The organism is Sanguibacter sp. Z41_6 (assembly GCF_059621145.1).
Genome location: NZ_JCAQIF010000001.1, coordinates 115,286 through 140,712 on the forward strand (window position 1 = coordinate 115,286; position 25,427 = coordinate 140,712).

General features: G+C 72.7%; 21 protein-coding genes. 6 read left to right on the top strand and 15 right to left on the bottom strand.

Annotation, left to right across the window (positions count from 1 at the left end; all coding sequences use genetic code 11):
- Window positions 1–39 precede the first annotated feature (39 nt).
- Window positions 40–513: a DUF2867 domain-containing protein gene (locus AC54T1_RS00500; RefSeq protein WP_496910635.1), complete on the bottom strand. Its 474-nt coding sequence runs from the start codon at window positions 511–513 to the stop codon at window positions 40–42.
- Between the two features lie 68 nt (window positions 514–581).
- Here AC54T1_RS00500 and AC54T1_RS00505 point away from each other — a divergent pair, with 68 nt between their 5' ends.
- On the top strand, window positions 582–1,166 hold the full coding sequence (locus AC54T1_RS00505) for a TetR/AcrR family transcriptional regulator (RefSeq protein WP_496910636.1): 585 nt from the start codon (window positions 582–584) through the stop codon (window positions 1,164–1,166).
- On the opposite strand, the gene AC54T1_RS00510 is transcribed toward AC54T1_RS00505, so the two are convergent.
- The 4 genes from AC54T1_RS00510 to AC54T1_RS00525 form a co-directional block, all read right to left on the bottom strand.
- Entirely contained in the window at window positions 1,153–2,712 is a 1,560-nt protein-coding gene (locus AC54T1_RS00510) for a DUF7059 domain-containing protein (protein WP_496910637.1), read from the bottom strand. The two genes, AC54T1_RS00505 and AC54T1_RS00510, sit on opposite strands and share 14 nt — an antisense overlap.
- A gap of 72 nt (window positions 2,713–2,784) precedes the next feature.
- Window positions 2,785–3,210, bottom strand: a complete 426-nt coding sequence (locus tag AC54T1_RS00515) for a hypothetical protein (protein ID WP_484343374.1) — start codon at window positions 3,208–3,210, stop codon at window positions 2,785–2,787.
- 78 nt (window positions 3,211–3,288) lie between these two features.
- Entirely contained in the window at window positions 3,289–4,023 is a 735-nt protein-coding gene (locus AC54T1_RS00520) for an endonuclease/exonuclease/phosphatase family protein (RefSeq protein ID WP_496910638.1), read from the bottom strand.
- 68 nt (window positions 4,024–4,091) lie between these two features.
- Window positions 4,092–6,389: a sodium-translocating pyrophosphatase gene (locus AC54T1_RS00525; RefSeq protein ID WP_496910639.1), complete on the bottom strand. Its 2,298-nt coding sequence runs from the start codon at window positions 6,387–6,389 to the stop codon at window positions 4,092–4,094.
- Window positions 6,390–6,561: 172 nt separating this feature from the next.
- Between AC54T1_RS00525 and AC54T1_RS00530 the strand changes: the two genes are divergently transcribed.
- Window positions 6,562–7,104: a sigma-70 family RNA polymerase sigma factor gene (locus AC54T1_RS00530; protein WP_496910640.1), complete on the top strand. Its 543-nt coding sequence runs from the start codon at window positions 6,562–6,564 to the stop codon at window positions 7,102–7,104.
- A complete protein-coding gene (locus AC54T1_RS00535) occupies window positions 7,101–8,264 on the top strand; it encodes a hypothetical protein (RefSeq protein WP_496910641.1) in 1,164 nt (387 codons plus the stop codon). The genes AC54T1_RS00530 and AC54T1_RS00535 overlap by 4 nt, the downstream gene beginning before the upstream one ends.
- Here AC54T1_RS00535 and AC54T1_RS00540 read toward each other — a convergent pair.
- From AC54T1_RS00540 to AC54T1_RS00560, 5 genes are all read right to left on the bottom strand, one after another.
- Entirely contained in the window at window positions 8,207–8,971 is a 765-nt protein-coding gene (locus tag AC54T1_RS00540; RefSeq protein WP_496910642.1) for an anaerobic ribonucleoside-triphosphate reductase activating protein, read from the bottom strand. The genes AC54T1_RS00535 and AC54T1_RS00540 overlap by 58 nt on opposite strands.
- Window positions 8,968–10,857 (bottom strand): ribonucleoside triphosphate reductase, encoded by a 1,890-nt coding sequence (locus AC54T1_RS00545; RefSeq protein ID WP_496910643.1) that lies wholly within the window; start codon window positions 10,855–10,857, stop codon window positions 8,968–8,970. Before AC54T1_RS00545 ends, AC54T1_RS00540 begins: the two co-directional genes overlap by 4 nt.
- Window positions 10,858–10,955: 98 nt before the next feature.
- Entirely contained in the window at window positions 10,956–12,188 is a 1,233-nt protein-coding gene (gene galK, locus AC54T1_RS00550; RefSeq protein ID WP_496910644.1) for a galactokinase, read from the bottom strand.
- A complete protein-coding gene (gene galT, locus AC54T1_RS00555) occupies window positions 12,185–13,396 on the bottom strand; it encodes a galactose-1-phosphate uridylyltransferase (RefSeq protein WP_484343380.1) in 1,212 nt (403 codons plus the stop codon). The genes galK and galT overlap by 4 nt, the downstream gene beginning before the upstream one ends.
- A 22-nt stretch (window positions 13,397–13,418) precedes the next feature.
- On the bottom strand, window positions 13,419–15,665 hold the full coding sequence (locus AC54T1_RS00560; protein WP_496910645.1) for an alpha-galactosidase: 2,247 nt from the start codon (window positions 15,663–15,665) through the stop codon (window positions 13,419–13,421).
- Window positions 15,666–15,753: 88 nt separating this feature from the next.
- Between AC54T1_RS00560 and AC54T1_RS00565 the strand changes: the two genes are divergently transcribed.
- The 3 genes from AC54T1_RS00565 to AC54T1_RS00575 all read left to right on the top strand — a co-directional run bounded on the left by AC54T1_RS00565 (window position 15,754) and on the right by AC54T1_RS00575 (window position 22,446).
- Entirely contained in the window at window positions 15,754–16,926 is a 1,173-nt protein-coding gene (locus AC54T1_RS00565; protein ID WP_496910646.1) for an ROK family transcriptional regulator, read from the top strand.
- A gap of 73 nt (window positions 16,927–16,999) precedes the next feature.
- Window positions 17,000–19,489 (top strand): DEAD/DEAH box helicase, encoded by a 2,490-nt coding sequence (locus tag AC54T1_RS00570; RefSeq protein ID WP_496910647.1) that lies wholly within the window; start codon window positions 17,000–17,002, stop codon window positions 19,487–19,489.
- Window positions 19,490–19,572: 83 nt separating this feature from the next.
- On the top strand, window positions 19,573–22,446 hold the full coding sequence (locus tag AC54T1_RS00575) for a putative bifunctional diguanylate cyclase/phosphodiesterase (RefSeq protein ID WP_496910648.1): 2,874 nt from the start codon (window positions 19,573–19,575) through the stop codon (window positions 22,444–22,446).
- A 73-nt stretch (window positions 22,447–22,519) separates the two neighbouring features.
- On the opposite strand, the gene AC54T1_RS00580 is transcribed toward AC54T1_RS00575, so the two are convergent.
- From AC54T1_RS00580 to AC54T1_RS00600, 5 genes are all read right to left on the bottom strand, one after another.
- Complete coding sequence (locus tag AC54T1_RS00580) at window positions 22,520–23,809, bottom strand: aspartate aminotransferase type Ic (RefSeq protein ID WP_496910649.1); 1,290 nt, start codon at window positions 23,807–23,809, stop codon at window positions 22,520–22,522.
- Between the two features lie 223 nt (window positions 23,810–24,032).
- A complete protein-coding gene (locus AC54T1_RS00585) occupies window positions 24,033–24,206 on the bottom strand; it encodes a CsbD family protein (RefSeq protein ID WP_484344229.1) in 174 nt (57 codons plus the stop codon).
- 230 nt (window positions 24,207–24,436) lie between these two features.
- Window positions 24,437–24,790, bottom strand: coding sequence for an Rv3654c family TadE-like protein (locus AC54T1_RS00590; protein WP_496910650.1), 354 nt, complete (start codon window positions 24,788–24,790; stop codon window positions 24,437–24,439).
- The gene (locus tag AC54T1_RS00595; RefSeq protein WP_496910651.1) at window positions 24,787–25,203 is read right to left on the bottom strand and encodes a TadE family type IV pilus minor pilin; all 417 of its coding nucleotides are present in this window, start codon (window positions 25,201–25,203) and stop codon (window positions 24,787–24,789) included. Before AC54T1_RS00595 ends, AC54T1_RS00590 begins: the two co-directional genes overlap by 4 nt.
- Window positions 25,203–25,427, bottom strand: coding sequence for a DUF4244 domain-containing protein (locus AC54T1_RS00600; RefSeq protein WP_484343388.1), 225 nt, complete (start codon window positions 25,425–25,427; stop codon window positions 25,203–25,205). Before AC54T1_RS00600 ends, AC54T1_RS00595 begins: the two co-directional genes overlap by 1 nt.

Here is a 25,427-nt window from a genome sequence, read left to right on the forward strand (position 1 = left end):
AGGTATGCCAGACGTGTGTGGATTCGCTGGAGACCGTGTCTAGGACGTGGGCGGGCGCCCCTCCATCCGGCCGGCAGCGGCTCGGAGCATCGCGTGGAGCACCGGGCTGTGCAGGAGGCGTACCGGCGCGAGATACAGGCGACCGCGCCGCCCGTGAACACTGACGGCGGTGGTCACCCGCACGAGCCGGGCAGCCGCGTCGACACCCACACCCACGCGGAAGTCGAGATGGTTGTCCGGCGTGACGATGACCGCCTCCTCGCCGTGCACGTCGTCGACCCGGAAGACGTCGGCACGGGCCCGCGGGACGCCGACGAGCGGCGCGAGGAGCTGCCGGAGGCCGAGCGCGATCCGGACCCACGCGGGCGCTCGCCGCACCGAGAAGTTCTCGCGCGCCCAGGCCACCGGGTCGGTCACCGCCCCGGGGGGAACTGCCGTGATGGCCATCTCGGCGAAGTCGGGACGGGGGATCCCGTCGAAGGCCCTGCTGACGTACGTCGGCTGATGTGTCATCCCGGCTCCCCACCTCGAGCGGACCCATACGGTGCCGTATGGCGCAATCCAGACGGTACCGTATGGTCATGCCGCCCGTCACTCGCCACGATGCGTCCCGCTGGGTCGACGCTGCGTACGACACCTTCACCCGGGACGGCCTCGACGCCGTACGCGTCGAGCCCCTCGCCCGCGCGATGGGGACGAGCAAGGGGTCCTTCTACTGGCACTTCACCGACCGGCAGGCACTCCTCACTGCCGTGCTCGAGCGCTGGGCCGCCGAGACGGAGCGGATCATCGAAGGGATCGAGGCCGCACCCGGGACAGGCCGGGACCGCTTCGCCCTGCTGTCCCGCGCCGTGTCCCGGCGGACCTCGCCGCGCCGCGGCGAGATGCTCCTCTACACCCAGACGGACCACCCCGGGGTGGTCGACGTCCTGCGCCGGGTCACCGCTCGGCGCCTGGCGGTCACCGCCTCCATCCTCGAAGAGGTCGGGTATCCGCCGCAGGACGCCCGGACACGCGCGACCCTCGCGCTCGCCACGGTGCTGGGCGTGCAGCAGCTGGCAGATGCCACGGGGGACGTCGTCGCTGACACCGGTGTGGATGGGCGAGCACTGCTCGAGGTCAGCCTCGAGATGATCCTCGGCGCGAACGGCGCTACGGAGCGCTGACGAGGAACCCGTCACGGACCAGACCGCGGACCGCTGGCAGCAGCTCGGCGGCGAGGTCGTCGGCCGGGACAGCCAGGAGCCCGGCGATCGCTCCGAGCAGCTGGCCGACGGTCAGCTCGCCGTCGCACGCCCCGACGAGCGCAGCGAGACCGGTCGAGGAGTGCACCCCGCGCCCCAGACCGTCGCCCTGCCGGATGAGCACGACGTCCGGGTCGCTCGCCCCGGGCGTGTAGAACCGCTCCTCCGTGACGTCGTCCGCGACGACGAGCCGCTCGTCGGCGAGCTGCGCGTCCGAGCGGGCAGCGCACCAGTCGTGCGCCGCGAGGCTCGCAGCGAGGTGCCCACCCAGCGGCTGCCGGACCGAGCCGGTGTGCTCCTCGAGACGGCGCAGCGTCGGTCGGCCGTCGAGCGGCCGGCGCAGGGTGACGATGCCGAACCCGACACCCTCGACGTCGCGCGACGCGAAGTCGTCGAGCCACGCGGCGTACGCGGCCACCCACGCGTCAGGCTCACGTTCCGGCGTCGTACCGCCGTCGCGGATCCACGTCTCCGCGTACTCCGCCGGATCCTGGACCTCCCGCTGGATGACCCAGCCGTCGAGTCCCGCCTCGTCGAGCCACGACCCCACGCGCTCCGTCCACGGCTCGCCGCGGCGGTGCTCCCAGTTGCCGAGGAGCTGCGCGACGCCACCGGGCGCGAGCACGCTGCCCACGCCCGTGACGAGGTCCCGGACGAGGTCGTCGCCCGCACGGCCGCCGTCGCGGTACTCGTACGTGGGGATGCCCGCGCCGCCCCCGGCGCGGCGCGGGGTGATGACGAAGGGCGGGTTGGACACGACGAGGTCGAACTCCTCGCCCTCGACCGGCTCGAGCATGGATCCCAGCCGCAGGTCCAGCGTGGCACCGTCGAGCGCCGCGTTGAACGCGGCGAACCGCAGCGCCCGGGCGGAGATGTCGGTCCCGACGACGTGCCGCGCGTGGCGCGCGGCGTGCAGGGCCTGCACGCCGCAGCCCGTCCCGAGATCGAGCACGCGCTCCCGGGGGGTCCGCATGGTCACCTGCGCGAGAGTCGTCGACGCGCCACCGGCGCCGAGGACGTGGTCCGCCGCGAGACGGGTGCCTGTCGCGAGCTCCCCGAGGTCGGAGGCAAGCCACCAGTTCACCGGCCCGGCGGCGTCGTCGGCGGAGTAGGGACGCAGGTCCATGAGGGGCGCCACGTCGTCGTCCGCGCCCGCGCCCGCGCGGTCCACGAGCCCCAGCGCGACAGCGCCGTCGGCTCCGAGGGTGGGGAGGGCGGCGTCGAGCTCGGCGGCGCGCACGGGACGGCCGAGGACGAACGCGCGGGTGAGGACGGCCACCGGCTCCGGTCGCTGCGTCGCTCGCAGGGCGGGGAGCGCCTGCTCACGGTGCAGCGCCGCCGACGCGAGCGTGCCCAGGAGCTCCTCGACACCGCTCACCGTGAACACTGCGGACCGCAGGTCCTCGCGGAGCGCGTCCACGAGTCGGGGATCGGTGGTGGGGCCAGGGCGCTGCGAGGGGACGGTCATGACTCCATGATCGCGCAGGAGGCCGCCCCGCACGGCGGGACGGCCTCCTTGTGCAGCGTGATGACGCGAGCGTCAGGCCTCGCAGTTCTCGGCCATGAACTCGTCGACCCGCTCGCCGGCCTCGGTGACCTCGTCGGAGTCGATCTCCTCCGTGGCGGCGAGGAACTTCTCCTGGTCGTCCGGGTTGGTGATGTCGAGGTCGGAGATCTGGTCGATCATCGAGCCGAGAGCGTCGGTGAGCGTCTCCCAGTCGTCCTTGATGTCGCTGGGCGGGTCGACCGCCTCGATCTGGTCCTGAACGTCCGCGAGAGCCGTCTTGTAGCCCTCCTCGTCCGAGGGGTCGATGTCATCCATGAACGTCATGTTCTGGATCTCGTCGGCGTCCGTGCAGAACTTGTCGACGTCGCCGCCACCGCTGCAACCAGCGAGAAGACCTGCGAGGAGGACAGCGACGCCGGACGTCGCGAGGACGGGAAAACGCTTCGTGTGAGTGGTCATGGAGTCATAGTGGTGGGCGGGCACGAGGCCCCGCAACCGGATCGGTGGTGGACCTCTCCCCATGCACCGGTCGCAAGATCACCCGCCGACGCCCCGCTGCGCCGCGACACGGAGGTCGGCGACGACCGGGAAGTGGTCGCTCCCACGGTGCGCCGCGGGAGTGCCGAGGGTCTCGACCCGATCGACCGCGACACCCGACCCCACGAGCACCCCGTCGATCCGCCGGCGCGGCCTCGCGACGGAGAAGGTGCGGTCCGCGGAACCGGCGGCGGCATCACGCAGGAGAGGTGCGAACCCCGCCCAGCTGGGTCCGTCCGGCGGCTCGTTGAGGTCACCGACGACGACGCACCGCCCGGGCCCCGCCGCCCGCACGATGCCGGTGAGTGCGGCGACGTGGTCCGCGCGCTCCCTGGCGTCGAGGCCGAGGTGCACGCTGATGACGACCACGTCACCGAGGTCGACGAGCGCGTAGCCGCGCCGCGTCGGCCACACGAGCCGCGCGCGCCGGTACCACCACTTCCACGGCAGGGGTCGCCCCGCGACGCGCACAGCACGTGCCGCGACCTGCGGCGTGACGAGGAGCGCGGTGGTGAACGCTCCGAACGGGCCTCCACCCGCCACGAGGCAGACCATGCCGACGTCCTCGGCGAAGCGGCGCATCCGGCGTCGCCCGGTGAGCCTGCGCGGCGGCTCCTGGATCGCGACGACGTCCGCACCGGACTCGCGCACGACCTCCAGCACCGCGGACCGGTCGATCGACAGTCCCTTGATGTTGTAGCTGAGCACCCGGAGCTGCTCGTCGTCGTCGCTCATGGCCGCCACGGTAGGTGGCGCCCGTGCGACCTGCTCGTCGACATGCCTCGGACGAGCGGGTCGCACGGCTAGAGCTGGGCGTGCGCCTCGAGCGGCTTCTCGTCGAGCGACTGGGCGTCGAGCTTCGCGACGCGGAGCCGGGAGGCGACGATCGCGCCGAACGCGATGGCCGTGGCGAGGACCGCGACGCCGATGCGCAGGGCGTGGTTCGCGTCGTCGGGCACGCTCATCGCGACGATCGCGGGGGCGATGAGCAGCGCGACGAGGTTCATCACCTTGATGAGGGGGTTGATGGCCGGTCCCGCGGTGTCCTTGAACGGGTCGCCGACGGTGTCCCCGATGATGACGGCCTCGTGGGCGAGCGACCCCTTGCCGCCGTAGTGGCCGTCCTCGATGATCTTCTTCGCGTTGTCCCACGACCCGCCGGAGTTCGCGAGGAACACGGCCATGAGGACACCGGCGCCGATGGCCCCGGCGAGGAACCCGGCGAGGGGACCCACGCCGAGCCCGAACCCCACCGCGATCGGGGCGAACGCCGCGAGGAGGCCGGGCGTCGCGAGCTCCCGCAGGGAGTCCCGCGTGCAGATGTCCACGACCCTGCCGTACTCGGGGCGCTCGTCGTACGTCATGATCCCGGGGTGCTCGCGGAACTGGCGGCGCACCTCGAAGACGATCGCGCCGGCGGCGCGCGTCACGGCGTCGATGGCCAGGCCGGAGAAGAGGAAGACGGTCGCCGCCCCGAGGATCACCCCGACGAGCGTCACCGGCGAGGTGATGTCGTAGGAGAGCATCGCGTCGACGATGCCGTTGGCCCCCGCGTCGTCGATGTCCGCGATCGCGGTGGTCACGGCGTCGCGGTAGGAGCCGAACAGTGCCGTCGCGGCGAGGACGGCCGTGGCGATCGCGATGCCCTTGGTGATCGCCTTCGTCGTGTTGCCGACGGCGTCGAGGTCCGTGAGCACCTGCGCACCGTCCTCGTCGACGTCGCCGGACATCTCTGCGATGCCCTGCGCGTTGTCGGAGACGGGGCCGAAGGTGTCCATCGCGACGATGACACCGACGGTGGTGAGGAGCCCGCAACCGGCGAGCGCGACGAGGTAGAGCGACAGGCCGATGGATCCGCCGGCGAGGAGGAACACACCGCAGATCGCGGCGGCGATGATCCCCGCGGTGTAGACGGCGGACTCGAAGCCGACACCGATGCCGGAGAGCACGACGGTCGCGGCACCCGTGCGGGAGGTCGCGGCGACGTGCAGGGTGGGCTTCGAGGTGGTGCCCGTGAAGTAGCCGGTGACCCAGAGGATGACGCCCGCGAGGACGACGCCGATGAGCACGGCGAGGCTGGCCAGGACCCGCGGGTCGCTCGTGACGCCGGTGAGGTCGACGGTGCCGGGAGCGTCCGCGAAGGAGGACGGCAGGTACGCGAACGCGGCGACGGCCGCGAGGCCTGCGCCGACGACGGCGGAGAGGTAGAAACCGCGGTAGATGGCCCGGAGCCCGCTCTCGGTGCCGCGGACCCGGGTGGTGAGGATGCCGAGCACGGCGACGAAGGCGCCGATCGCGGTGACGACGAGCGGGAAGACGAGCCCCTCCTCCCCCATGGCAGCCTTGCCGAGGATGAGCGCCGCGACGAGCATGACGGCGTAGGACTCGAAGAGGTCGGCGGCCATCCCGGCGCAGTCACCCACGTTGTCGCCGACGTTGTCCGCGATGGTCGCGGCGTTGCGGGGGTCGTCCTCCGGGATGCCCTGCTCGACCTTGCCGACGAGGTCGGCGCCGACGTCGGCGGCCTTGGTGAAGATGCCGCCGCCGACCCGCATGAACATCGCGAGGAGCGCGGCACCGAACCCGAAGCCTTCGAGGACCGCGGGCGCGTCGCCCCGGTAGAGCAGGACGACACCGGCGGCACCCAGCAGCCCCAGCCCGACGACGCACATGCCCACGACACCGCCGGTCCGGATCGCGATCCGCGCCCCCGCCGCACGGGCCCCGGGGTGCATGGCGGAGGCGGCCACCCGCAGGTTCGCCCGCGTCGCGAGCCACATGCCGAGGTAACCGATGGCAGCGGAGAAGGACGCGCCGACGAGGAACGCGATGGAGCGGCCGACGCGGATCCCCGTGTCGCCGGGCAGGAGGAACAGCAGGGCGAACACGACGACGGCGAACAGCGCGAGGGTGCGGAACTGCCGGTTGAGGTACGCGGACGCGCCCTCCTGGATGGCGCGGGCGATCTCCTGCATCTTGGGAGTCCCGTCGTCCGCCGCGAGGACCTGCCTGCGCAGGACGATCGCGACGACGAGGCAAACGAGCCCGATGACGGCGATCACGGCGACGATGGTGACGCTGGCAGTCCCGAGCTCGAGCATCCGTCCTCCTTGACGAGTGCGCGCGTGTGACGCGGCTCACATGCGCGACGATGCCGGGCAGTCTACGCACGAAACCCGGCATAGCGCACCGTTGCTCGACGCGACGCAGACCCAACGATCTGACCTCCCCGGCCGTCATGTTGAGTAGGAGCACACAGACGGGAAGGTTCACATGGCTGACTGGGAGGCCGCGCTAGACGCGCTGGTCCGCACGCGTCAACGGGCGCTCATCGGGTACGCGTACCTGCTGAGCGGCAGCACGCGAGAGGCCGAGGACCTCGTGCAGGACGCGCTGGTGAAGATCTACGCACGCAAGCACCTGCCCTCGGCTGACGACGCCGAGGCGTACGTCCGCCGGGCGATCCTCACCATCCACCTCGACGGCTACCGGCGACGACGACGGTGGTCCGGCATCAGACACCTCGTCGGGATCGCCGACCGGCAGGAGAGCACGGACCACGCCACGGGCGACGAGGTCGACGTCGCCGTCGCACTCGACAGCCTCACGCCCCGCCAGCGGGCCTGCATCGTGCTGCGGTACTACGAGGACCTCACCGTGCCGCAGATCGCCGAGCAGCTCGGATGCGCTGCCGGGACCGTCAAGCGCCACCTGTTCGACGCGCACGCCGTGCTCCAGGAGCGGCTCGGGCCACTCGACGACACGAGCACCTCCCCCACCCCCCTCACCCCCCTCACCCCGAGGAGCACGCGATGACCCACGACCTGCACCGCTCTCTGCGCGCCCTCGCCGACGCAGGAGCTGCTGACACCGTGCCGCACGAGATCCTCATTGACCAGGTCCGGTACCGCGCCGGACGAGCACGTCGTCGACGCCCCGTCATCATCGCCGGCCTCACCACCGCCAGCGTTCTCACGGCAGGAGCCGCCGCTGCCGTCGGCATCACCTACCTCACACAGCGCGACCACCCGGCGATCCCCGACCGGATCCCGAGCGTCGGGCGCACCGCGCCCCTGCCGGTCAACCCGCTCGCCCAGCAGTGCGGAGACATGGCCAGCGACCCGGGCGACAGCATCGTCTCCGACTTGTGGCTCACCGCCCCCGACCTCTACCAGGCCCCAGAGACCGCTGGTGAGATCGCGATCGACGCCGCCGGCACCGACAGCGCGGTCCTGCCCGTCAGCATCGAGAACACCTCGGCGGCGGACGTCGCCTTCACCGTCGAGGAGAACGTCGCCATCTCCCTCGTGCAGGACGGCTTCATCGTCGCCGTCGCGGACCCCGGGGCCAGCGACCCGACCACGTTCACCCTCCCCGGGGGCGACGCTGTCGGGCTACCCACCGACGGGCTCGTGTGGTGCGACCCCAGCGAGCAGGGGCAGCCGGGCGAGTACGAGGCGCTCGGCAGCGTGCTCGTCACGCTCGACGACCGGCCCGGGGAGCCGGTGACCGTCATCGGCGGGCCGTGGTTCGTCGTCGTCCCTGATGCTGGCACGGCGGACGGGGACGACGTCGCTGCCAGCCCGGACACGACCGGCGACGCCGCCGATGAGGGCACGTCGGACGCGACGCCGGTCGAGGCCTGGCCCGTGCCGGTCGACGAGATGACCGCGTTCGCTGGCACCCACGGCACGATGAGCGTGGTGTGGCTGGCAGCGTCGGAAGACTCGGATGACCCCGGGCTCGATGCCGCCGTCGCCGACCTCGCGGCCCTCGGGTACACGGCGACCGGGACTCCGCTCATGTGTCAGGACCCCGCGTACGACGCCTTCGACATCCCCCGGGTGGCCGGAGGCGGCGGCTGGGGGGTCGGGCTCTTCTTCGCGACCCGCGCCGAGGCCGACAGGTGGGTCGAGCTCTACGACGGGACCGTTCGGGGGGTCGTCGACGGCGACGTGTTCTGCCACTTCTCCTGATCCTCCACGGCGACGGTGCGTCGGTGCTCTCGGAGCCGTGCGACGAACTCGGACGGCGCACCGTCCGGCCGGGCCTCCTGGAGGACGAGGTCCGTCACGCCGAGGGCGACGAGCTCCTGCCGCATGCGCAGGATGTCGCTGTCGGTGAGCACGGTGGGGTCGACCGTCGTACGGACCTGGACGGGGACGTCGGTGTCGAGCAGGAGCCGCAGCGAGCGGAACGGTGCGGCCGCGCTGCCACGTACGCCGGTGATGTCCTCGTACCTGGCGGCGGGCGCCTTGATGTCGAAGCCCACCCAGTCGACGAGACCGACGACGTCCGCCAACCGCCTCGGGTACGCACCTCCCGTGTGCAGCCCGACGCCGAACCCCATCTCGCGCACGTCCCGCATGGCATCCGCCAGGCCGGACTGGCGGGTGGGCTCGCCGCCGGAGAACACGACGCCGTCGAGCAGCCCGCGCCGGGCGTCGAGCAGCTCGAGGACGTCCGTCCACGGGACGGTCCCCGGTGCCCGCGGGTCGATGATCGCCGAGTTGTGGCAGTAGGTGCAGCGCCACGGGCACCCTTGGAGGAACACCGTCGCGACGAGCCTGCCCGGCCAGTCGCAGCTCGAGAACGTCTCCACGCCGGCGATGTCCACGGCGCGCGCCGGTCGCACCCGCCGGACCGGATCGGCTGCCCTGGTCGGCCGGACCGCGGTCGTCATGCCGGCCCCTGCTCGGCGGCGGCGAGCGCCGCGTGCCCGGACGACGCACGCTCCGTGGGCACCGCTGACGTCCACGCCCACGCCTCCTCGAACATCCGCCGCTCGGCGTGCTCGCCCTTCTTGCCGATGTTGAACGAGCTCACGGGACGGTGGTATCCCATGACGCGCGTCCACACCTCGCACTCCTGCGGCGGGGCGTCCGGGTGCAGGTCGGCGCAGCGCGGGCACGTCGGGTGCTCGCCGGCGAGGTAGCCGTGGCGCGGGCAGATCGAGAACGTCGGGGTGATGGTGATGTACGGCAGCCGGAACGACGTCAGTGCGCGGCGGACGAGCTCGCGGCAGGCGTCACCGGAGGACACCCGCTCGGACATGTAGAGGTGCAGCACGGTGCCCCCCGTGTACTGGCGCTGCAGGTCGTCCTGGCGCACGAGCGCCTCGAACGGGTCGGCCGTGAAACCCACCGGGAGCTGCGAGGAGTTCGTGTAGTAGGGGTTCTCCTCGGTGCCGGCCTGGAGGATCCCGGGCATGCGGGCGCGGTCCTCCTTGGCGAACCGGTACGTCGCGCCCTCGGCGGGCGTCGCCTCGAGGTTGTACAGGTGCCCCGTCGCCTCCTGGTACTCGACCATCCGGGCGCGCACGTGGTCGAGCAGCCGCATGGCCATCGCGTGCCCGCCGGGAGTCGTGATGTCCTCGCTCGTGCCGGCCGCATCAGCCGTGAAGTTGCGCACCATCTCGTTGAGACCGTTGACGCCGATCGTCGAGAAGTGGTTGTCGAGGCTGCCGAGGTACCGCCGGGTGTAGGGGAACAGCCCCTCGTCCATGTAGTGCTGGACGACCACGCGCTTGATCTCGAGGGAGTCGCGGGCGAGGTCCATGAGCCGGTCCAGGGCCGCGAGCAGCCCGGCCTCGTCCCCCCGGTGCAGGTAGCCCAGACGGGCACAGTTCACGGTGACGACGCCGATCGAGCCGGTCTGCTCCGCCGAGCCGAACAGTCCGTTGCCGCGCTTGAGCAGCTCACGGAGGTCGAGCTGCAGCCGGCAGCACATGGAGCGCACCATGCCCGGCTCCAGGTCGGAGCTGAGGAAGTTCTGGAAGTACGGCAGCCCGTACTTCGCGGTCATCTCGAACAGCAGGGCGGCGTTCTGCGACTCCCACGGGAAGTCCTCGGTGATGTTGTACGTCGGGATCGGGAACGTGAAGACCCGTCCGGCCGCGTCCCCGGCGGTCATCACCTCGATGTAGGCACGGTTGATGAGGTCCATCTCGGCCTGCAGGTCCCCGTACGTGAAGGGCATGACGGTGCCGTCGACGAGCGGGGACGTGTCCCGCAGGTCCGCCGGGCAGGTCCAGTCGAAGGTGAGGTTGGTGAACGGCGTCTGGGTGCCCCAGCGGGACGGGACGTTGAGGTTGTAGACGAGCTCCTGGATGCACTGGTGCACCTGCTCGTAGCTCAGACCGTCCTTGCGGACGAAGGGCGCCATGTACGTGTCGAACGAGCTGAACGCCTGGGCACCCGCCCACTCGTTCTGCATCGTCCCGAGGAAGTTGACGACCTGACCGACGGCTGAGGACAGGTGGCGCGGCGGGTCCGACTCGACCTTCCCGGGGACCCCGTTGAACCCTTGCTCGAGGAGCATCCGCAGCGACCACCCCGCGCAGTACCCGCCGAAGACGTCGAGGTCGTGGATGTGCAGGTCACCGGAGCGGTGCGCCTCGCCGACCTCCGCGGGGTAGACCTCGGAGAGCCAGTAGTTGGCCGTGACCTTGCCGGCGGTGCTGAGGATGAGACCGCCCAGCGAGTACCCCTGGTTGGCGTTGGCGTTGACCCGCCAGTCGGTGCGGTCCAGGTACTCGCGCATCGTTGAGCGGACGTCGACATCGACCATCGTGAACCCCTACATCTTGGCGAACCGCGACCACTCGGCCACTAGATGTAGATCTTTGTCGCCCTGGAGCCTGGTCCGGCGGGACGAAGGTCCCTGCGTCAGCCCGCGGGAGCCCCCGCGACCGCCACGAGGAACGCCGGAGCGGCCAGGCCCTCGGCCGCGAAGGCCTCGGTGACGTCGCCGGCGACCTGCTCGAGCTCGTCGGCACGCACGAGCGCGATGGCCGACCCGCCGAACCCGCCACCGACCATCCGCCCGCCGAGGGCTCCGGCCGCGGTCGCTGCCTCCACCGCGACGTCGAGCTCACGGCAGCTCACCTCGTAGTCGTCCCGCAGCGAGTCGTGCGCCGCACTGAGCACCGCGCCGACCTCGGCCGTGCGTCCGGCGTCGAGGAGCGCCTCGACCTCCCTGACGCGTGCGAGCTCCGTGACGACGTGGCGCACCCGGCGCACCACCGTATCGGGAGCCTGCCCGACGCCGTCCAGCGCCCCGGGCTCCCGCAGCCGGGCGACGGCCGCGTCGAGGTCCTCGACCTCGCGCAGCGTCCCGACACCGAGCACCCCCGCCGCCGCCTCGCACGTCGTCCGCCGTGCCGCGTACTGCCCGTCGACGAGCTGGTGCTCCGCGCGCGTGTCGATGACGAGGAGCGCGAGGCCCTCGGCCGCGAGGTCGAACGGGATGTGCCGCACGTCGAGGCTGCGACAGTCGAGCAGCAGCGCGTGCCCCTCCCGGGACCGCAACGATGCCGCCTGGTCCATCCCGCCCGTCGGCGCGCCGGCGATCTCGTTCTCCGCCCGGATGCACGCCGCGGCGAGGATCTTGCGGCCCTCGTCGGTACCGCCCGTGTCGATCCCCAGCCCGAGCACCGCGTCGAGACCGACAGCCACCGCGGACTCGAGCGCGGCGGAGGAGGACAACCCGGCGCCGTACGGGACGCACGAGGTCACCGCGGCATCGAAGCCACCGACCTCGTAGCCGGCCTCTCGCAGCGCCCACGCGACGCCGACGACGTAGGCGGACCACCCCGTGACGGTGCCCGGGGCGACGTCACGCAGCCGCCCCTCCCACGGGTGCGTCTCCTGGCCCGAGACGAGCCGGACGGTGTCGTCGTCCCGGCGACGCACCGCGACGTAGGTGCGGTGCGGCAGGGCGAACGGCAGGACGAGCCCGCCGTTGTAGTCGGTGTGCTCACCGATGAGGTTGGCGCGTCCCGGCGCGGACCACACGCCGTCGGGCTCGGCGCCGAACGCCTCGGCGAACGCGTCCCGCGCTCGACCCGTCCCGTCCTCGACGCTCCAGGCGTCGAGCCACTGCGGTGCGTGCTCGCTCATGAGGCGACCTCCACGAGGCGGTCGGCGATGCGTTCCGGCGTGGTGTCGCTGATCCACGCCCCCATCCCCGACTCTGACCCGGCGAGGTACTTGAGCTTGCCGGGGGCCCGGAGGATGGAGAAGAGCTGCAGGTGCAGCCGCAGGTCGTCGCGGCCCTCCCGGACCGGCGCCTGGTGCCACGCGGCGATGTAGGGCGCCCTCGTCGGGGACCCGTCCTCGCCCGCCGGGAAGAACCGGTCCATCCGGGCGAGGAGCTCGAGGTAGACGTCCGCGAGGTCGACCCGCTCGGCGTCGGTGAGCCCGGGGAGGTCCGCGACGTCACGCCGTGGGGCGAGGTGCACCTCGATGGGCCAGCGGGCGGCCGCCGGGACGTAGGCGACCCAGTGCTCGGACTCGAGGACGATGCGCCGCCCCGAGCGCAGCTCGGCGTCGAGGACGTCACGCAGCAGGTTGCGTCCGGTGCGCTCCCGGTGGGCGCGCGCCCGGCGGAGCATGATGTCGGTCTTCGGCGTGAGGTACGGGTAGGCGTAGATCTGCCCGTGCGGGTGCGTGAGCGTCACCCCGATCTCCTGGCCGCGGTTCTCGAAGCAGAACACCTGCTCGATGCCGTCGATCTGCGACAGCTCGGTGGTGCGGTCCGCCCACGCCTCGATGATCGTGCGCATCCGGCGCGGCCCGACCGTGGCGAGCGACTGGGTCGAGTCGGGCGAGAAGCAGATGACCTCGCAGCGCCCGACCGCCGGCCGGACCCGCCAGAGCTCCTCGCCGTCGAGCAGGGTGGCCTCGTCGACCGTCCCGGGGATGCGCATGAGCGACGGGAACCGGTTCTCGAACACGACGACGTCGTAGTCCTCCGCCGGGATCTCCCCGTCGGAGTAGGCGGCACCTGGTCGGGCGGGAGCGAGCGGGTTCGCGTCCGCCGGCGGCAGGAAGGTGCGGTTCATCCGGTGTGCGGCGTGCGGGACCCACTCCCCCGTGAGCACGTCGTAGCGCATCGTCGGTCCGGTCACCGGGCGCGTGACCTGCTGGCCGTGCTCGTCGGTCACCGCCACGGGGTCGTAGCGTCCCGGCAGGGGCCGCGGGTCGTCGAGGCGGCGGGTCGCGCCACCGGAGACGTACGGCTCGGAGTCGTCGAAGTAGAACAGCTCCCGCCCGTCCGCCAGGGTGGTGGCGGTCCGGCGGACGAGCGGGGTGTCGGTGGACGTCATGGGTGGACCTCTCGTGGCTGTCTCAGACCGCGGTGACGTGCAGGAGCACGAGGTGCTCGGGCCGCTGGATGGGGGCCTGCACGCCGACGCGCTCGAGGATGCGGCCGGAGAGCTGCAGCCCCTCGGACCACCACCGCGGGCCGAACCCGTGGCCGGAGCGACCGTCCTCGCCCGGGTCCATCGGCTGGACCCGGTACTGCTGGTCGGCGGCGAGCCCGGGCAGCCGCACCCGGCCCGGCGCGTGGTCCGGTGCGGTCGCGAGCTGCACGACGGCGTAGACGGCCTCGCGTGCGTCCGCCGCGACGACGCCGTGCACCCACAGTGCGCCATCGGGGTGGTCGGCGTGGACGACCGTGCCTGTGTGCAGCAGGTCGCGGTGGGCCTTGTGCGCCGCGATCCAGCGGGCGAGCGCCGCCCGGTCCTCCTCGCTCGCCGCGGCGAGGTCCCACTCGATGCCGAGGTGGCTGAAGAACGCGGTCCCGGCACGGAACGTGAGCGCCTGGTGGCGGCCGGTCGTGTGGCTGTGCGGGGAACCGATGTGGGACCCCATCATCTCCGGCGGGACGAGCAGGCCGGTGCCGGCCTCGATGCTCTGCCGCTCGAGCGCGTCGATCGTGTCGGAGGTCCAGATGCGTTCGGTGCGCTCGAGGATGCCGAGGTCGGCGCGCCCTCCGCCGCTCGAGCAGCTCTCGATCTCGAGCCCCGGGTGGCGGGCCTTGAGCTCGTCGATGAGGCGGTACAGGGCCTCGACCTGGTTGTGCACCCCGGCCTGGCCGGTCGGGGAGTGCCCGGCGTCGATGAGGTCGCGGTTGTGGTCCCACTTGATGTAGCTGATGGGGTACTCGGTGCAGATCGCGTCGATGCGCTCGAGGATGTAGTCGTACGCACCCTGGTGACCGAGGTCGAGCACCTGCTGCTTGCGCGACTCCGGCGGGAGCCGGTCGCCGGTCGCCATGATCCACTCCGGGTGCGCGCGGGCGAGGTCGGAGTCGGGGTTGACCATCTCGGGCTCGAACCACAGGCCGAACTCCATGCCGAGGCCACGGACGTGGTCGACGAGCGGGGTGAGCCCGTCGGGCCACACGTCCTCGTCCACGTACCAGTCGCCGAGGCCCGCGCGGTCGTCGCGGCGGTGCCGGAACCAGCCGTCGTCGAGGACGTAGCGCTCGACGCCGACGGCGGCGGCCGCGTCGGCGAGCGCCGTGAGCCGGGGGAGGTCGTGGTCGAAGTACACGGCCTCCCACACGTTGATGTGCACAGGGCGATCGCGACGACCGTTGGCCGTGCTCGGGTGGTGGGGGCGGGAGCGCAGGTAGGTGTGGAACCGACCCGACATGGCGTCGAGCCCCTCGCCGTAGGAGCCGAACACCCACGGGGACCGGTACGCGTCGCCGGGCTGGAGGATGATCTCGCCGGCCAGGAGGAGCTCGCCGGCGGCGAGGTGGCGAGCGCCGCCCTGGATGCGCTCGGCGGCGATGCGCGAGTTGCCGGACCACGCGACGTGCACTCCCCACACCTCGCCCGTCCGGTACCCGAACCCGCTGCGGCCGGCGATGACGAGGAGCGTCGCGTCGTGCCCACGGCCCTTGCGGACCTCGCGCAGGTGGGTGCCGTAGGTGAACGGCTTGCGCTGGGGGGACCGCTCGCGGATCCAGCGGCCCGTGAAGTCGAGGATCTCGTCGGCCTCGGTCGGCACGGGCAGCGAGAGGTCCATGCCGCCGAGCGTGTACTCGGGGCGGTCGCTGCCTGCTGCAGCCGTGTTCGTGAGGGTCGCGCGGGTGCGCACGACGCCCGCCGCGAGGAGCTCGACGTCGAGCTCGACGGCGAGCTGCGCGGAGGTGTCGACGGCGTGGACCGTGAGGCGCTGGGCGCCGGGCAGGAGGTCGTCGGGGGCCCCGGGAGCACCGTGCTCGAGGAGCGCGCGGGACGTCACCCGGAACGCGGTGGAGAAGTCGGTGCCGTGCCGGTGCCCGGTGACGCCCGGCGTCCCGGTCCAGCCGACGGACTGCTCGGGCAGCACGGCGAGGGGGACGACGGCGTCGATGGTCGAGTTGACGACCTGGGGGACGCTCGCACGGCGCAGGTCCTCGAGCTCGGCGAGGGGGACGTCGCCGAGGTCCGCGCCCCAGTGCAGGATGCGTGGGAGGAGCTCGCCGCTCACGTCGAGCACGAGGCTCACGCCCGAGGCGCGCAGGTGCAGGACGTCGGGCGTCTGGCTGGCGGGAGCGGAGTCGGTGGCTGGGTGGACGTCGGGCACTGCGTCGGGCACGGCTGCTCCTCGGGGGTCGGCGGCGCGCCCGGCGACTCCCGCGGCGCGACCCATTAGTTCTACGCCGAAAGTTAGTAGGGTGTCAATCATGACGAGCAGCCCGCGCGCGGACCTCACGTGGACGCCGCTGAGCGGCACCGCGCGCCGCATCGCGCTCGAGGTGCTCCTCGACGGCCCCGTGTCGCGGAGCGAGCTGAGCCGCCGCACCGGCCTCTCCGCGGGCAGCCTCACCCGGCTCACCAAGCCCCTCGTCGACGGTGGCCTGCTCGTCGAGGCAGCAGAGCCACCCACCCGCGGGAGCAGCGGGCCACGGCGGGGCCGGCCCACCCAGCCCCTCGCCGTCGTGCCCTCGTCGCACCACTTCATCGGCGTGAAGCTCACGGGCGACCACGCCTACGCCGCCCTCACCGACCTGCGCGCCGAGATCCTCACGTCGGCCGACGCCCCCCTCACCGACCACGACCCGGCGGCCGTCGTCGAGGTGGTGGCGTCCCTCGTCGCCGGCCTGCAGGCCGCGGCCGGCGCCGTGACCGTCACGGGCCTGGGAGTGAGCCTCGGCGGGCACGCCACCCGCACCGGCACCGTGACCCGCGCGGACTACCTCGGCTGGCAGGACCTCCCGCTCGCCCGGCTCCTCACCGAGCGCACCGGGCTCCCGTCCGTCGTCGAGAACGACGTCGTCGCCGTCACCGAGGCCACCCACTGGTTCGGCGAGGGACGCGGCTGCGACCGGTTCGCCCTCGTGACCGTCGGGGCCGGCATCGGGTACGGCCTCGTCGTGCACGGCGCGGCCGTCGTCAGCCCCGAGGCAGGGTTCAGCCTGCTCTCCCACTTCCCGCTCGCGCCCGGCGGACCGGTGGGCGACTGCGGCCACGTCGGCTGCGCGACGACGATGCTCACCATCGGCGCCCTCCTCGCGCGGGCCCGGACCGCCCTGGGCCGTGCCGTGGACTACGCCCAGCTCCTCGACCTGGCCGCGGCGGACCACGCCGCCGCCCGCTCCGTCGTCGACCCCGCCGGTCAGGCGCTCGGGGCCATGCTCGCGGCGGTCGCGAACCTCACGCTGCCCCAGCGCATCGTCCTCGGCGGCGAGGGCGTGCGCCTTGCCGAGGTCGCACGGGACGCGATGCTCGCGGGCCTCCATGCCGGGCGGGACACCCGGACCGCCGACCCCGAGATCGCACTCCAGAGCCCGGAGCTCGCGCTGTGGGCCCGCGGGGCGGCCGTCGTCGCGATCCAGTCGTTCGTCCTCGGTCGATGACCGAGGACGGCCCCCGTCATGGTCACGGCCCGGCCCTGCGGCCACGAACCAGTCGAGGTGGGAGGATCGTGGGGTGGCCCGAGTCGATGACCTCCTGGACGTCCTGCGGGCTGGTGGGCGGCGCGACGGACGGATCCTGCACGTCGAGCACCTCCCGGCGCGGGACGGCACCCGGGGCGACTGGCCCACGTGGGCGGACCCCTCGCTCGTCGCGGGGTACCGGGCGCTCGGCGTCGAACGCCCCTGGGTGCACCAGACCGAGGCCGCCGACGCCGCATGGTCGGGGAGGCACACGGTGCTCGCGACGTCCACGGGCTCCGGCAAGTCGCTCGCGTTCTGGCTGCCCGCGCTCACGAGCGTCCGCGGGGACCGTGCCCGCGAGACCTTCGACCCCGGCCGCATCGAGTCCACCCGCAACCGTGGCAGCGTCCTGTACCTCAGCCCCACCAAGGCGCTCGCCGCAGACCAGCTCGCCTCGGTGAACCGGCTCCTGCGGGCCTCCGCCGTCCGGGACGTGCAGGTGGACACGTGCGACGGCGACACCCCGTTCACCGCCCGCCGGTGGATCCAGGACCACGCCGACGTCGTGCTCACCAACCCCGACTACCTGCACTTCTCCATGCTGCCGGGACACGCGCGCTGGGCGCGGTTCCTGCGGTCGCTGCGGTTCGTCGTCGTCGACGAGGGGCACGCGTTCCGGGGCGTCTTCGGCGCGCACGTCTCGCTCGTCCTGCGCCGGCTGCAGCGGCTCGCCGTGCACTACGCGCCGCCCGGACCCGCGCCCGCCACCGGACCGACGTTCGTCGTCGCGTCCGCGACGACGGCGGAGCCCGCCACGAGCGCGGCGCGGCTCGTCGGCGTCGAGCCCGGCGACGTCGTCGCCGTGACCCGGGACGCGTCGCCCGCGGGACGCAAGACCTTCGTGCTGTGGGAGCCGCCGGAGATCCCCGCACCACCGGGCGGCGCACCCGGTGACGAGCCCGTGCCCGACGACGCCGACCCGGTCGACCTCGGCCCCGCCGGGACCGGACCGACCCTCGAGCGCCCCCGCCGGTCCGCGACGGCCGAAGCCGCGGATCTCCTCGCCGACCTCACGGCCCGTGGTGCTCGCACGCTGGCCTTCACCCGCTCGCGGCGCGGCGCGGAGTCTGTGGCTGCGACGACCCAGGACCACCTGCGCGCCGTCGACCCCTCGCTGCCCGGCCAGGTCGCCGCGTACCGCGGCGGATACCTGCCCGAGGAGCGCCGGGCCCTGGAGAGCGCGGTCCGCAGCGGCGAGATCCGGGCGCTCGCCACGACGAACGCGCTCGAGCTCGGCGTCGACATCTCCGGGCTCGACGCCGTCCTCGTCATCGGGTGGCCCGGTACCCGCGTCTCCCTGTGGCAGCAGGCCGGACGCGCCGGGCGCGCCGGCGCCGACGGCCTCGTGGCCTTCATCGCCCGCGAGGACCCCCTCGACACCTTCCTCGTGCACCACCCCGAGGCGATCTTCGACACGCCCATCGAGGCCACCGTCTTCGACCCCACGAACCCCTACGTCCTCGCCGGGCACCTCTGCGCCGCAGCGGCTGAGCTGCCGCTGCGCACGACCGACCTGCCCGCCTTCGGCGGCGCCGGCGCCGAACGCCTGCTCGACCAGCTCACCGAGCGGGGCACCCTGCGCCGCCGGAGCTCCGGCTGGTACTGGACGCACCACGAGAACGCCGCCGGCTTCACGAACATCCGCGGTGAGGGCGGCACCCCCGTCTCGGTCGTCGAGTCCGCCACGGGTCGTCTGCTGGGCACCGTGGACGCGGGAGCCGCCGACGGGTCGGTGCACGACGGTGCCGTGTACGTGCACCAGGGCGAGACGTTCGTCGTCGAGGAGTACGACCTGCAGGACCACGTCGCCCTCGTCACGCGCCAGGACGTCGGCCACGGCACGTGGTCGCGATCGGTGACGTCGATCGAGGTCGTCGAGCAGTCACGGTCGAGCACGTGGGGCGACCGGGCAGCGGACGGACGCGCGCACGTGGAGTGGGCGGCCGGCACGGTCGACGTCTCGCACCAGGTGGTGAGCTTCCAGCGCCGCCGGCTCCCCGGGCAGGAGGTCCTCGGCACCGAGCTCCTCGACCTCCCGGTGCGGACGCTGCGGACCGTCGCGGTCTGGTGGACCGTCTCGGCCGAGCTGCTCGCCGCGGCCGGGGTCGACGCGGAGGTCGCGCCCGGCGCGCTGCACGCGGCGGAGCACGCCTCCATCGGCCTGCTCCCGCTCCTCGCGACGTGCGACCGCTGGGACCTGGGCGGGGTCTCGACCGCACTGCACGTCGATACCGAGCGGGCTACGGTGTTCGTGTACGACGCCTTCCCCGGAGGGGCGGGGTTCGCGGAACGGGGGTACGCGATGGCCGAGGAGTGGCTGTACGCCACGCGTGACGCCATCGCGCGGTGCGCGTGCTCGCACGGCTGCCCGGGGTGCGTCCAGTCACCGAAGTGCGGGAACGGCAACCACCCGCTCGACAAGGCCGGTGCCGTCCGGCTGCTCGACACGGTCCTGTCCCACGCACCCCGCGGGCGCCGATGACGTCGGCCCCGCGATGTTCGGACGATCTCTCCCGGAGAACGGCTCAAGCCTCGCCCCGGTCTGCCGATAATCACCGGGGGGAGATGATGACGACACCGATGTGCGAGACCGCGGGCGCCACAGCAGCGCTGATACTGGGATACGTGCGCGCCCAGGCGGGTGAGCGCGCCGTCACCCGCCTGCTGACGACCGCGGGCATGGACGAGCGGCTCGTCGAGCTCGAGCACCCGACGAGCTGCATCACCTACGACGAGCGGCTGCGGCTGCTGGCTGCCATGGTCGAGGTGCTCGGCGATCCCGACGCCCCGCGCCGTGCCACGACGAACGCCGTGCAGGTCGCACGGGACATCGGCCTGACCATCGACAACCAGGCCAGCACGGCGATGCTCCGTGCCGCGACGACGCCCAGCGAGGTCATCCGTTCCCTCCCGTACGCGATGCCCGCCTTCACCACGACCGCAGACATGACTCTCGTCCGGGTCCGTCCGGCCGCAGCGACGGTCCGCCTCACGCAACGCCGCGGGTTCCCCGCGCACCCCCTCGACTGCCAGCTCGCCGAGGGTTCGCTCGCGGCCGTCCCGACGATCTTCGGCCTCCCCGCGGGCACCGTCCAGCACGACGAGTGCCAGGCGACGGGCGCACCCAGCTGCCTCTATGAGCTCAGCTGGGTGGTCGACGACCCGTCCTCCCCCGCCACCGAGGGACGCTCCACGACCCAGACCGAGCTCGGCGCGTTGCGCGCCCAGCTGCGCGACCTGCAGGTCGCCGCGTCGGAGCTCGTCGCGAGCGACGACGTCGAGACCGTCCTCGACCGCATCGTCGCGCGCGCAGCCACCGTCGTCCCGGCGTCCTACCTCCTCGTCGTCCGTGACGACGACGAGCCCACCGTCCGCTCCCGAGGTCTCGACGAGGAGCAGGTCGACGCACTCACCGCGGCCGTGCTCGCGTACGACGACCCCGGGCAGGAGGTCGTCGTCGTCGACATCGCTTCCGACCGGGCCATGCACGGTCACCTCGTCGCGGTCCGCACCCCCGGGAGGCCTGCCTCGGACGAGGACCGTGCGCTCCTCGAGGCGTACGCCCGCCATGCGGCAGCAGCGCTCGACATGCTCACAGCGTTGGAGACCAGCCGTCGGGAGACGACGCGCGCGACCGCACTGCTCACGCTCGCGAACGACCTCACGGCCGCACGCGACGACCAGGCCGCGGCCGAGGTCGTGGCCCGGGCCCTGCCCCGGATCGCCGGCGGCCGCAGCGCCACCGTGCTCCTGTGGGACGCGGCGGCCGGAGAGCTGCGACCCGTCGCCGGCCACGGGCACCGGGCCGACCAGCGCGACGCGCTGTACGGCTCGACGGTGCGCGCGGAAGACACTCCCGAGATCGTGCAGCTCCTCATGCACCGTGGACCCGTGATCATCGACGTGGACCAGGCGAGCGCAGGGCTCAAGGCGTACCTCACCGCCATCGGTTCCACGACGACGATCGCCGCACCGTTGCTCGCGGGTGACGTCCTCCTCGGGGTCGTGGCGGTCGGGTGGCCGTTCCGCGTCCCCGGGACCACCCGCCGAGAAGCAGTCGCACGCATCGTCGGGGTCGCCGACCAGGCGACGTCCGCGCTCCAGCGCACGCGGCTGCTCGCCACCGTCCAGTTCCAGGCCGACCACGACTCCATGACGGGGCTGCCGAACCGCGGCCTGTTCGCCCGCCTCCTCGAGGACGAGCTCGGCCGCGCCGACGACTCCGCCACGACGGCTGTGCTGTTCTGCGACCTCGACCGGTTCAAGCAGGTCAACGACCGGTTCGGCCACTCCGCCGGGGACGAGATGCTCCGGCAGGTCGCGGCGCGCCTGTGCGACGAGCTGTCCGCACGTGAAGTGGTCGCGCGCCTCAGCGGCGACGAGTTCGCGGTGATGCTTCCCCGCGTGGGCGACGAGGACCATGCGGTGGCCATCGCGCGACGTCTCGTCGACTGCCTCGACCAGCCGCTGCGCCTCGAGGGACGCGAGGTGCGCATCACGTCGAGCATCGGCGTCGCTCTGCACACAGGATTGGGCGGGCGCGCGGACCTCCTGCTCGCTGCGGCGAACGCCGCGGTCAACGAGGCCAAGCAACGTGGCCGGGACCAGGTGGCCGTCGACGGTCAGGCAGCGTCCGGGGCCGGTGCGCCGTCGTTCGAGGCCGAGCTGGGCCAGGCGATCAGCCGCGGGCAGATGCGGCTGCACTTCCAGCCCATCGTCGACGTGTCCACGCCGGGCGAGGGCGTCGTCGTGGGCGCGGAGGCGCTGCTGCGCTGGGAGCACCCGCGGCTCGGTCTCCTGCAGCCCGGAGCCTTCCTGCCGCTCGCAGAGGAGTCAGGGTTCATCACCGAGCTCGACCTCTGGGCGATCAGTGCCGCGTGCCGCGCCCTCGTCGACTGGCGACCAGCGGCCGGCAAGGGACAGGTCCCGGAACCGCTGCGGGTCGCGGTCAACCTCGCCGTCCCGACGCTCCTCGACAAGCGGCTGCTGCCGACGGTCCGGGCGGCCCTCACCGAGAACGGCCTCAGCTCGGACCAGCTTCACCTCGAGATCGTCGAGAGCCGGTCGCTCACCGACGCCGACGGCGTCATCGACCACCTCAACGAGCTGCGGCAGATGGGCCTGCGCATCTCGCTCGACGACTTCGGCACAGGGTTCTCCACGCTCGCCTGGCTGCACACCCTCCCGGTCGACCAGATCAAGATCGACCGCAGCTTCGTCAAGACCCTCACCGCCGGCGGCTCCGACGCCCTCGTCCGGGGCGTGCTCGCCCTCGCCCGAGAGCTCGGGATCGAGGTCGTCGCCGAGGGTGTCGAGGAGCCCCACCAGCTGTCCACCCTGCGCGCCGCGGGGTGCGGGATGGTCCAGGGATACCTGCTGGGCAAGCCCGAACCGAAGTTCGTCGCCCGGGTGCTGCCCGAGCCGCCGACGGACGCCTGACCTCCGCCCGGACCGTCACCGCCACTCTCCTGGAGCCGGCGAACCGCTCCCGGCTCCAGGAGAGAGCCGACCGCTACCGGGCGAGCCGGTGCTCGACGGCGGCGAGCAGCACGCACGTCGCCACGCCGTCCATCGAGGCGCGCACGTCCTCGAGGGACGGGAAGCTGGGCGCCAGGCGGATGTTCTGGTTCAACGGATCGTTGCCGTACGGGAACGCTGACCCGGCGCCGGTCAGTGCGATGCCGGCCGCCTTGGCGAGCTCGACGACGCGCTTCGCGGTCCCGGGCACGACGTCGAGGCTGACGAAGTACCCACCCTCCGGCGTCGTCCACGTCGCGACGTCCCGGCCGCCGAGACGCTCGGTGAGGATCTCGAGGACGAGCGCGAACTTCGGCGCGAGGATCGCCCGGTGCTTGGCCATGTGCGCCCGCACGCCCGCGGCGTCCCCGAAGAACCGCAGGTGACGGAGCTGGTTGACCTTGTCCGGTCCGATGCTCTTCTTGCCGTAGTGCGTGGTGTACCAGGCGATGTTCTCGCTCGACGCACCGAAGAAGCTCACGCCGCCCCCCGCGAAGGTGATCTTCGAGGTCGACGCGAGGACGAACGGACGGTCCGGGTTGCCCGCCGCGGCGGCCATGCCCAAGACGTCGAGGGCCGGGGCGCCGTGCTCGACGAGGGTGTGCACGGCGTAGGCGTTGTCCCAGAAGATGCGGAAGTCGGGCGCTGCGGTCGGCATGGACACGAGCTCGCGCGTGACCGCCTCGGAGTACACGGCACCCGTGGGGTTCGCGTACGTCGGCACGGTCCAGATGCCCTTGATGGCCGGGTCGTTCGCGACGAGCTCCCGCACGACGTCCATGTCCGGGCCGTCGGCGTGCAGCGGGACGGGGATCATCTCGATGCCGAAGGACTCGGTGATGGCGAAGTGCCGGTCGTAGCCCGGGCTCGGGGCGAGGAACTTCACCACCGGTTCACGCGACCACGGGCGCGGCGAGCCCACGGTGCCGTGCAGCAGGCAGAACACGACGAGGTCGTGCATGATCTCGAGGCTCGCGTTGTTGCCGGCGAGGAGGTTCTCCACCGGGACGTTGAGCAGCTCGCTGAAGATCTCGCGGAGCTCGGGCAGGCCGAGGAGGCCGCCGTAGTTGCGGGTGTCCGTACCCGCGCCGTCGCGGAAGTCGCCGTCGCCCGGGAGGGACAGCAGCCGGTTCGAGAGGTCGAGCTGCTCGGGGGCGGGCTTGCCACGCGTGAGGTCGAGCGTGAGGCCCCGCGCCTGGAGCTGCGCGTACTGGCTGCTCAGTCGCTCGTGCTCGGCGACGAGCTCGTCGACGCTCAGCGACTCGATCGCGGTGTGGGCAGACATCCTGGCAACCTCCGGGGGCGGCACGCGGTGGGTTCAGCGGAGCGGGTCGTGAAGCTGTTCATGGAGCTGGGCCGAGCGGTCCTGCGCGTCGACGTCCATGCCCGCCTCGAATCCTAGGGGACGAGGGCCCGGACCCGTCCGACGACAAGCCCCAGCACACGCGGACGGCCCTCCGCGCGTGGGGCGCGAAGGGCCGTGGTGGTGCGTGCGCCGTGGCGGGCGGTCAGTCGCGGAAGGCGTCCTTGACCTTCTCGCCGGCCTGCTTGAGGTCGGCCTTCGACTGGTCGCCCTTGCCCTCGGCCTCGAGGCGCTCGTTGTCGGTCGTCTTCCCGGTCGCTTCCTTCGCCTTGCCCTTGGCGTCGTCAGCGGCGTTGGAGATCTTGTCACCCAGGCTCATGAGGGTTCCTTCCGATCGGGGGGTCATGTCCTTCGACCGTACGGCGATCCGGGCGTGGGCGCATCAGGAGGACGTCCGGCCGGAGGGAACCCGCCACGTGGTCAGGGCAGCGCCCGCGGCGGCCGCATGCTCACCCGGCAGGGCGCGGACCGCGAGATTCCGCAGCGCGACGGCGACCGGCGAACGCACGTGGAACCCGGACCGCAACCACGGAGCCGGCACGGACGACCTCAGCCTGCTGCCGACGCGGGGCCGGCACGGGCCGTGGCCACCGCGGAGCGGCCGCCCGGAGCAGGGACCTGCACGCTCACGACGAACACCCCGTCCCCCGCGTCGGAGCAGGTGCTCACCGTCGCGTCGTTGCGCCCGGCGACCGCGCGCGCCCGGGCGCACGGGTCGTCGCTGCTGTGCATCTGCGCGCTCGCCGCGCCGATGGCCGCCAGGTCGGCCGCAGCTCGCGCGGTGCCGCGGGCGTTGCTCGACCCCGCCAGCGCGGCGACGACCGCAGCGAGGAGGCACACGACCGCGACGACCCCGAGCATGAGCACGGTCCCGCTGCCTGCGTCCCTCGCGTCCGGCCTCATCTCGCACCTCCGGCCACGTCCGCCACGGCGCTCTCGAGGTAGGCCGTCGCCTCCGCAGACGCCGAGAGCGGGCCGGCGCCGAACAGGCCCCCGCCCACCGGCGTCGTCACACGGACCGTCACCCATGGCTCGGCCCGGACGGTCGTGACCGTCCCGTCACCTCCTGCGAGCTGCTGGGCGATCTCGAGGACGCGTCCGTCCGACTCACCCGCAGCCGCTGCGCGCGCACCGGCACGAGCGGCGTCGGCTGCCCGCATCTGCGCGGTCCCGGCCATGGCGATGACGAGGACCGCGACGAGGACGAGGACCACCGCGGGGAGCGCCACCGCGAGCTCGGCGGTGACCGCCCCGCGATCGCCGCGCGGCACACACGTCGCACGCTCCGGCGACCCCCGGCGGTGGTCCGTGCGCATCAGCCGACGCTCAGTGCCGTGCTGATGAGTCCGCTGAGCAACCCACGGACCGTCTCGCTCTTGAGCACGGCGATGAGCAGTCCGGCGAACCCGACGGCGGCGATGGTCGCGATCGCATACTCGGCCGTCGCCATCCCGTCGTCCGCGCCGGAGCGCACCATCGCGACCGCGTGCCCCCACCGTCGTCGGATCCGGCTCGTGCGTGCTTCCCGTTGGCGTGTCAT

Coding starts and splice junctions, on each gene's coding strand:
- AC54T1_RS00500 (WP_496910635.1), bottom strand. CDS start 513: ATGACACATCAGCCGACGTACGTCAGCAGGGCCTTCGACGGGATCCCC.
- AC54T1_RS00505 (WP_496910636.1), top strand. CDS start 582: ATGCCGCCCGTCACTCGCCACGATGCGTCCCGCTGGGTCGACGCTGCG.
- AC54T1_RS00510 (WP_496910637.1), bottom strand. CDS start 2,712: ATGACCGTCCCCTCGCAGCGCCCTGGCCCCACCACCGATCCCCGACTC.
- AC54T1_RS00515 (WP_484343374.1), bottom strand. CDS start 3,210: ATGACCACTCACACGAAGCGTTTTCCCGTCCTCGCGACGTCCGGCGTC.
- AC54T1_RS00520 (WP_496910638.1), bottom strand. CDS start 4,023: ATGAGCGACGACGACGAGCAGCTCCGGGTGCTCAGCTACAACATCAAG.
- AC54T1_RS00525 (WP_496910639.1), bottom strand. CDS start 6,389: ATGCTCGAGCTCGGGACTGCCAGCGTCACCATCGTCGCCGTGATCGCC.
- AC54T1_RS00530 (WP_496910640.1), top strand. CDS start 6,562: ATGGCTGACTGGGAGGCCGCGCTAGACGCGCTGGTCCGCACGCGTCAA.
- AC54T1_RS00535 (WP_496910641.1), top strand. CDS start 7,101: ATGACCCACGACCTGCACCGCTCTCTGCGCGCCCTCGCCGACGCAGGA.
- AC54T1_RS00540 (WP_496910642.1), bottom strand. CDS start 8,971: ATGACGACCGCGGTCCGGCCGACCAGGGCAGCCGATCCGGTCCGGCGG.
- AC54T1_RS00545 (WP_496910643.1), bottom strand. CDS start 10,857: ATGGTCGATGTCGACGTCCGCTCAACGATGCGCGAGTACCTGGACCGC.
- galK (WP_496910644.1), bottom strand. CDS start 12,188: ATGAGCGAGCACGCACCGCAGTGGCTCGACGCCTGGAGCGTCGAGGAC.
- galT (WP_484343380.1), bottom strand. CDS start 13,396: ATGACGTCCACCGACACCCCGCTCGTCCGCCGGACCGCCACCACCCTG.
- AC54T1_RS00565 (WP_496910646.1), top strand. CDS start 15,754: ATGACGAGCAGCCCGCGCGCGGACCTCACGTGGACGCCGCTGAGCGGC.
- AC54T1_RS00575 (WP_496910648.1), top strand. CDS start 19,573: ATGATGACGACACCGATGTGCGAGACCGCGGGCGCCACAGCAGCGCTG.
- AC54T1_RS00580 (WP_496910649.1), bottom strand. CDS start 23,809: ATGTCTGCCCACACCGCGATCGAGTCGCTGAGCGTCGACGAGCTCGTC.
- AC54T1_RS00585 (WP_484344229.1), bottom strand. CDS start 24,206: ATGAGCCTGGGTGACAAGATCTCCAACGCCGCTGACGACGCCAAGGGC.
- AC54T1_RS00590 (WP_496910650.1), bottom strand. CDS start 24,790: ATGAGGCCGGACGCGAGGGACGCAGGCAGCGGGACCGTGCTCATGCTC.
- AC54T1_RS00595 (WP_496910651.1), bottom strand. CDS start 25,203: ATGCGCACGGACCACCGCCGGGGGTCGCCGGAGCGTGCGACGTGTGTG.
- AC54T1_RS00600 (WP_484343388.1), bottom strand. CDS start 25,427: ATGACACGCCAACGGGAAGCACGCACGAGCCGGATCCGACGACGGTGG.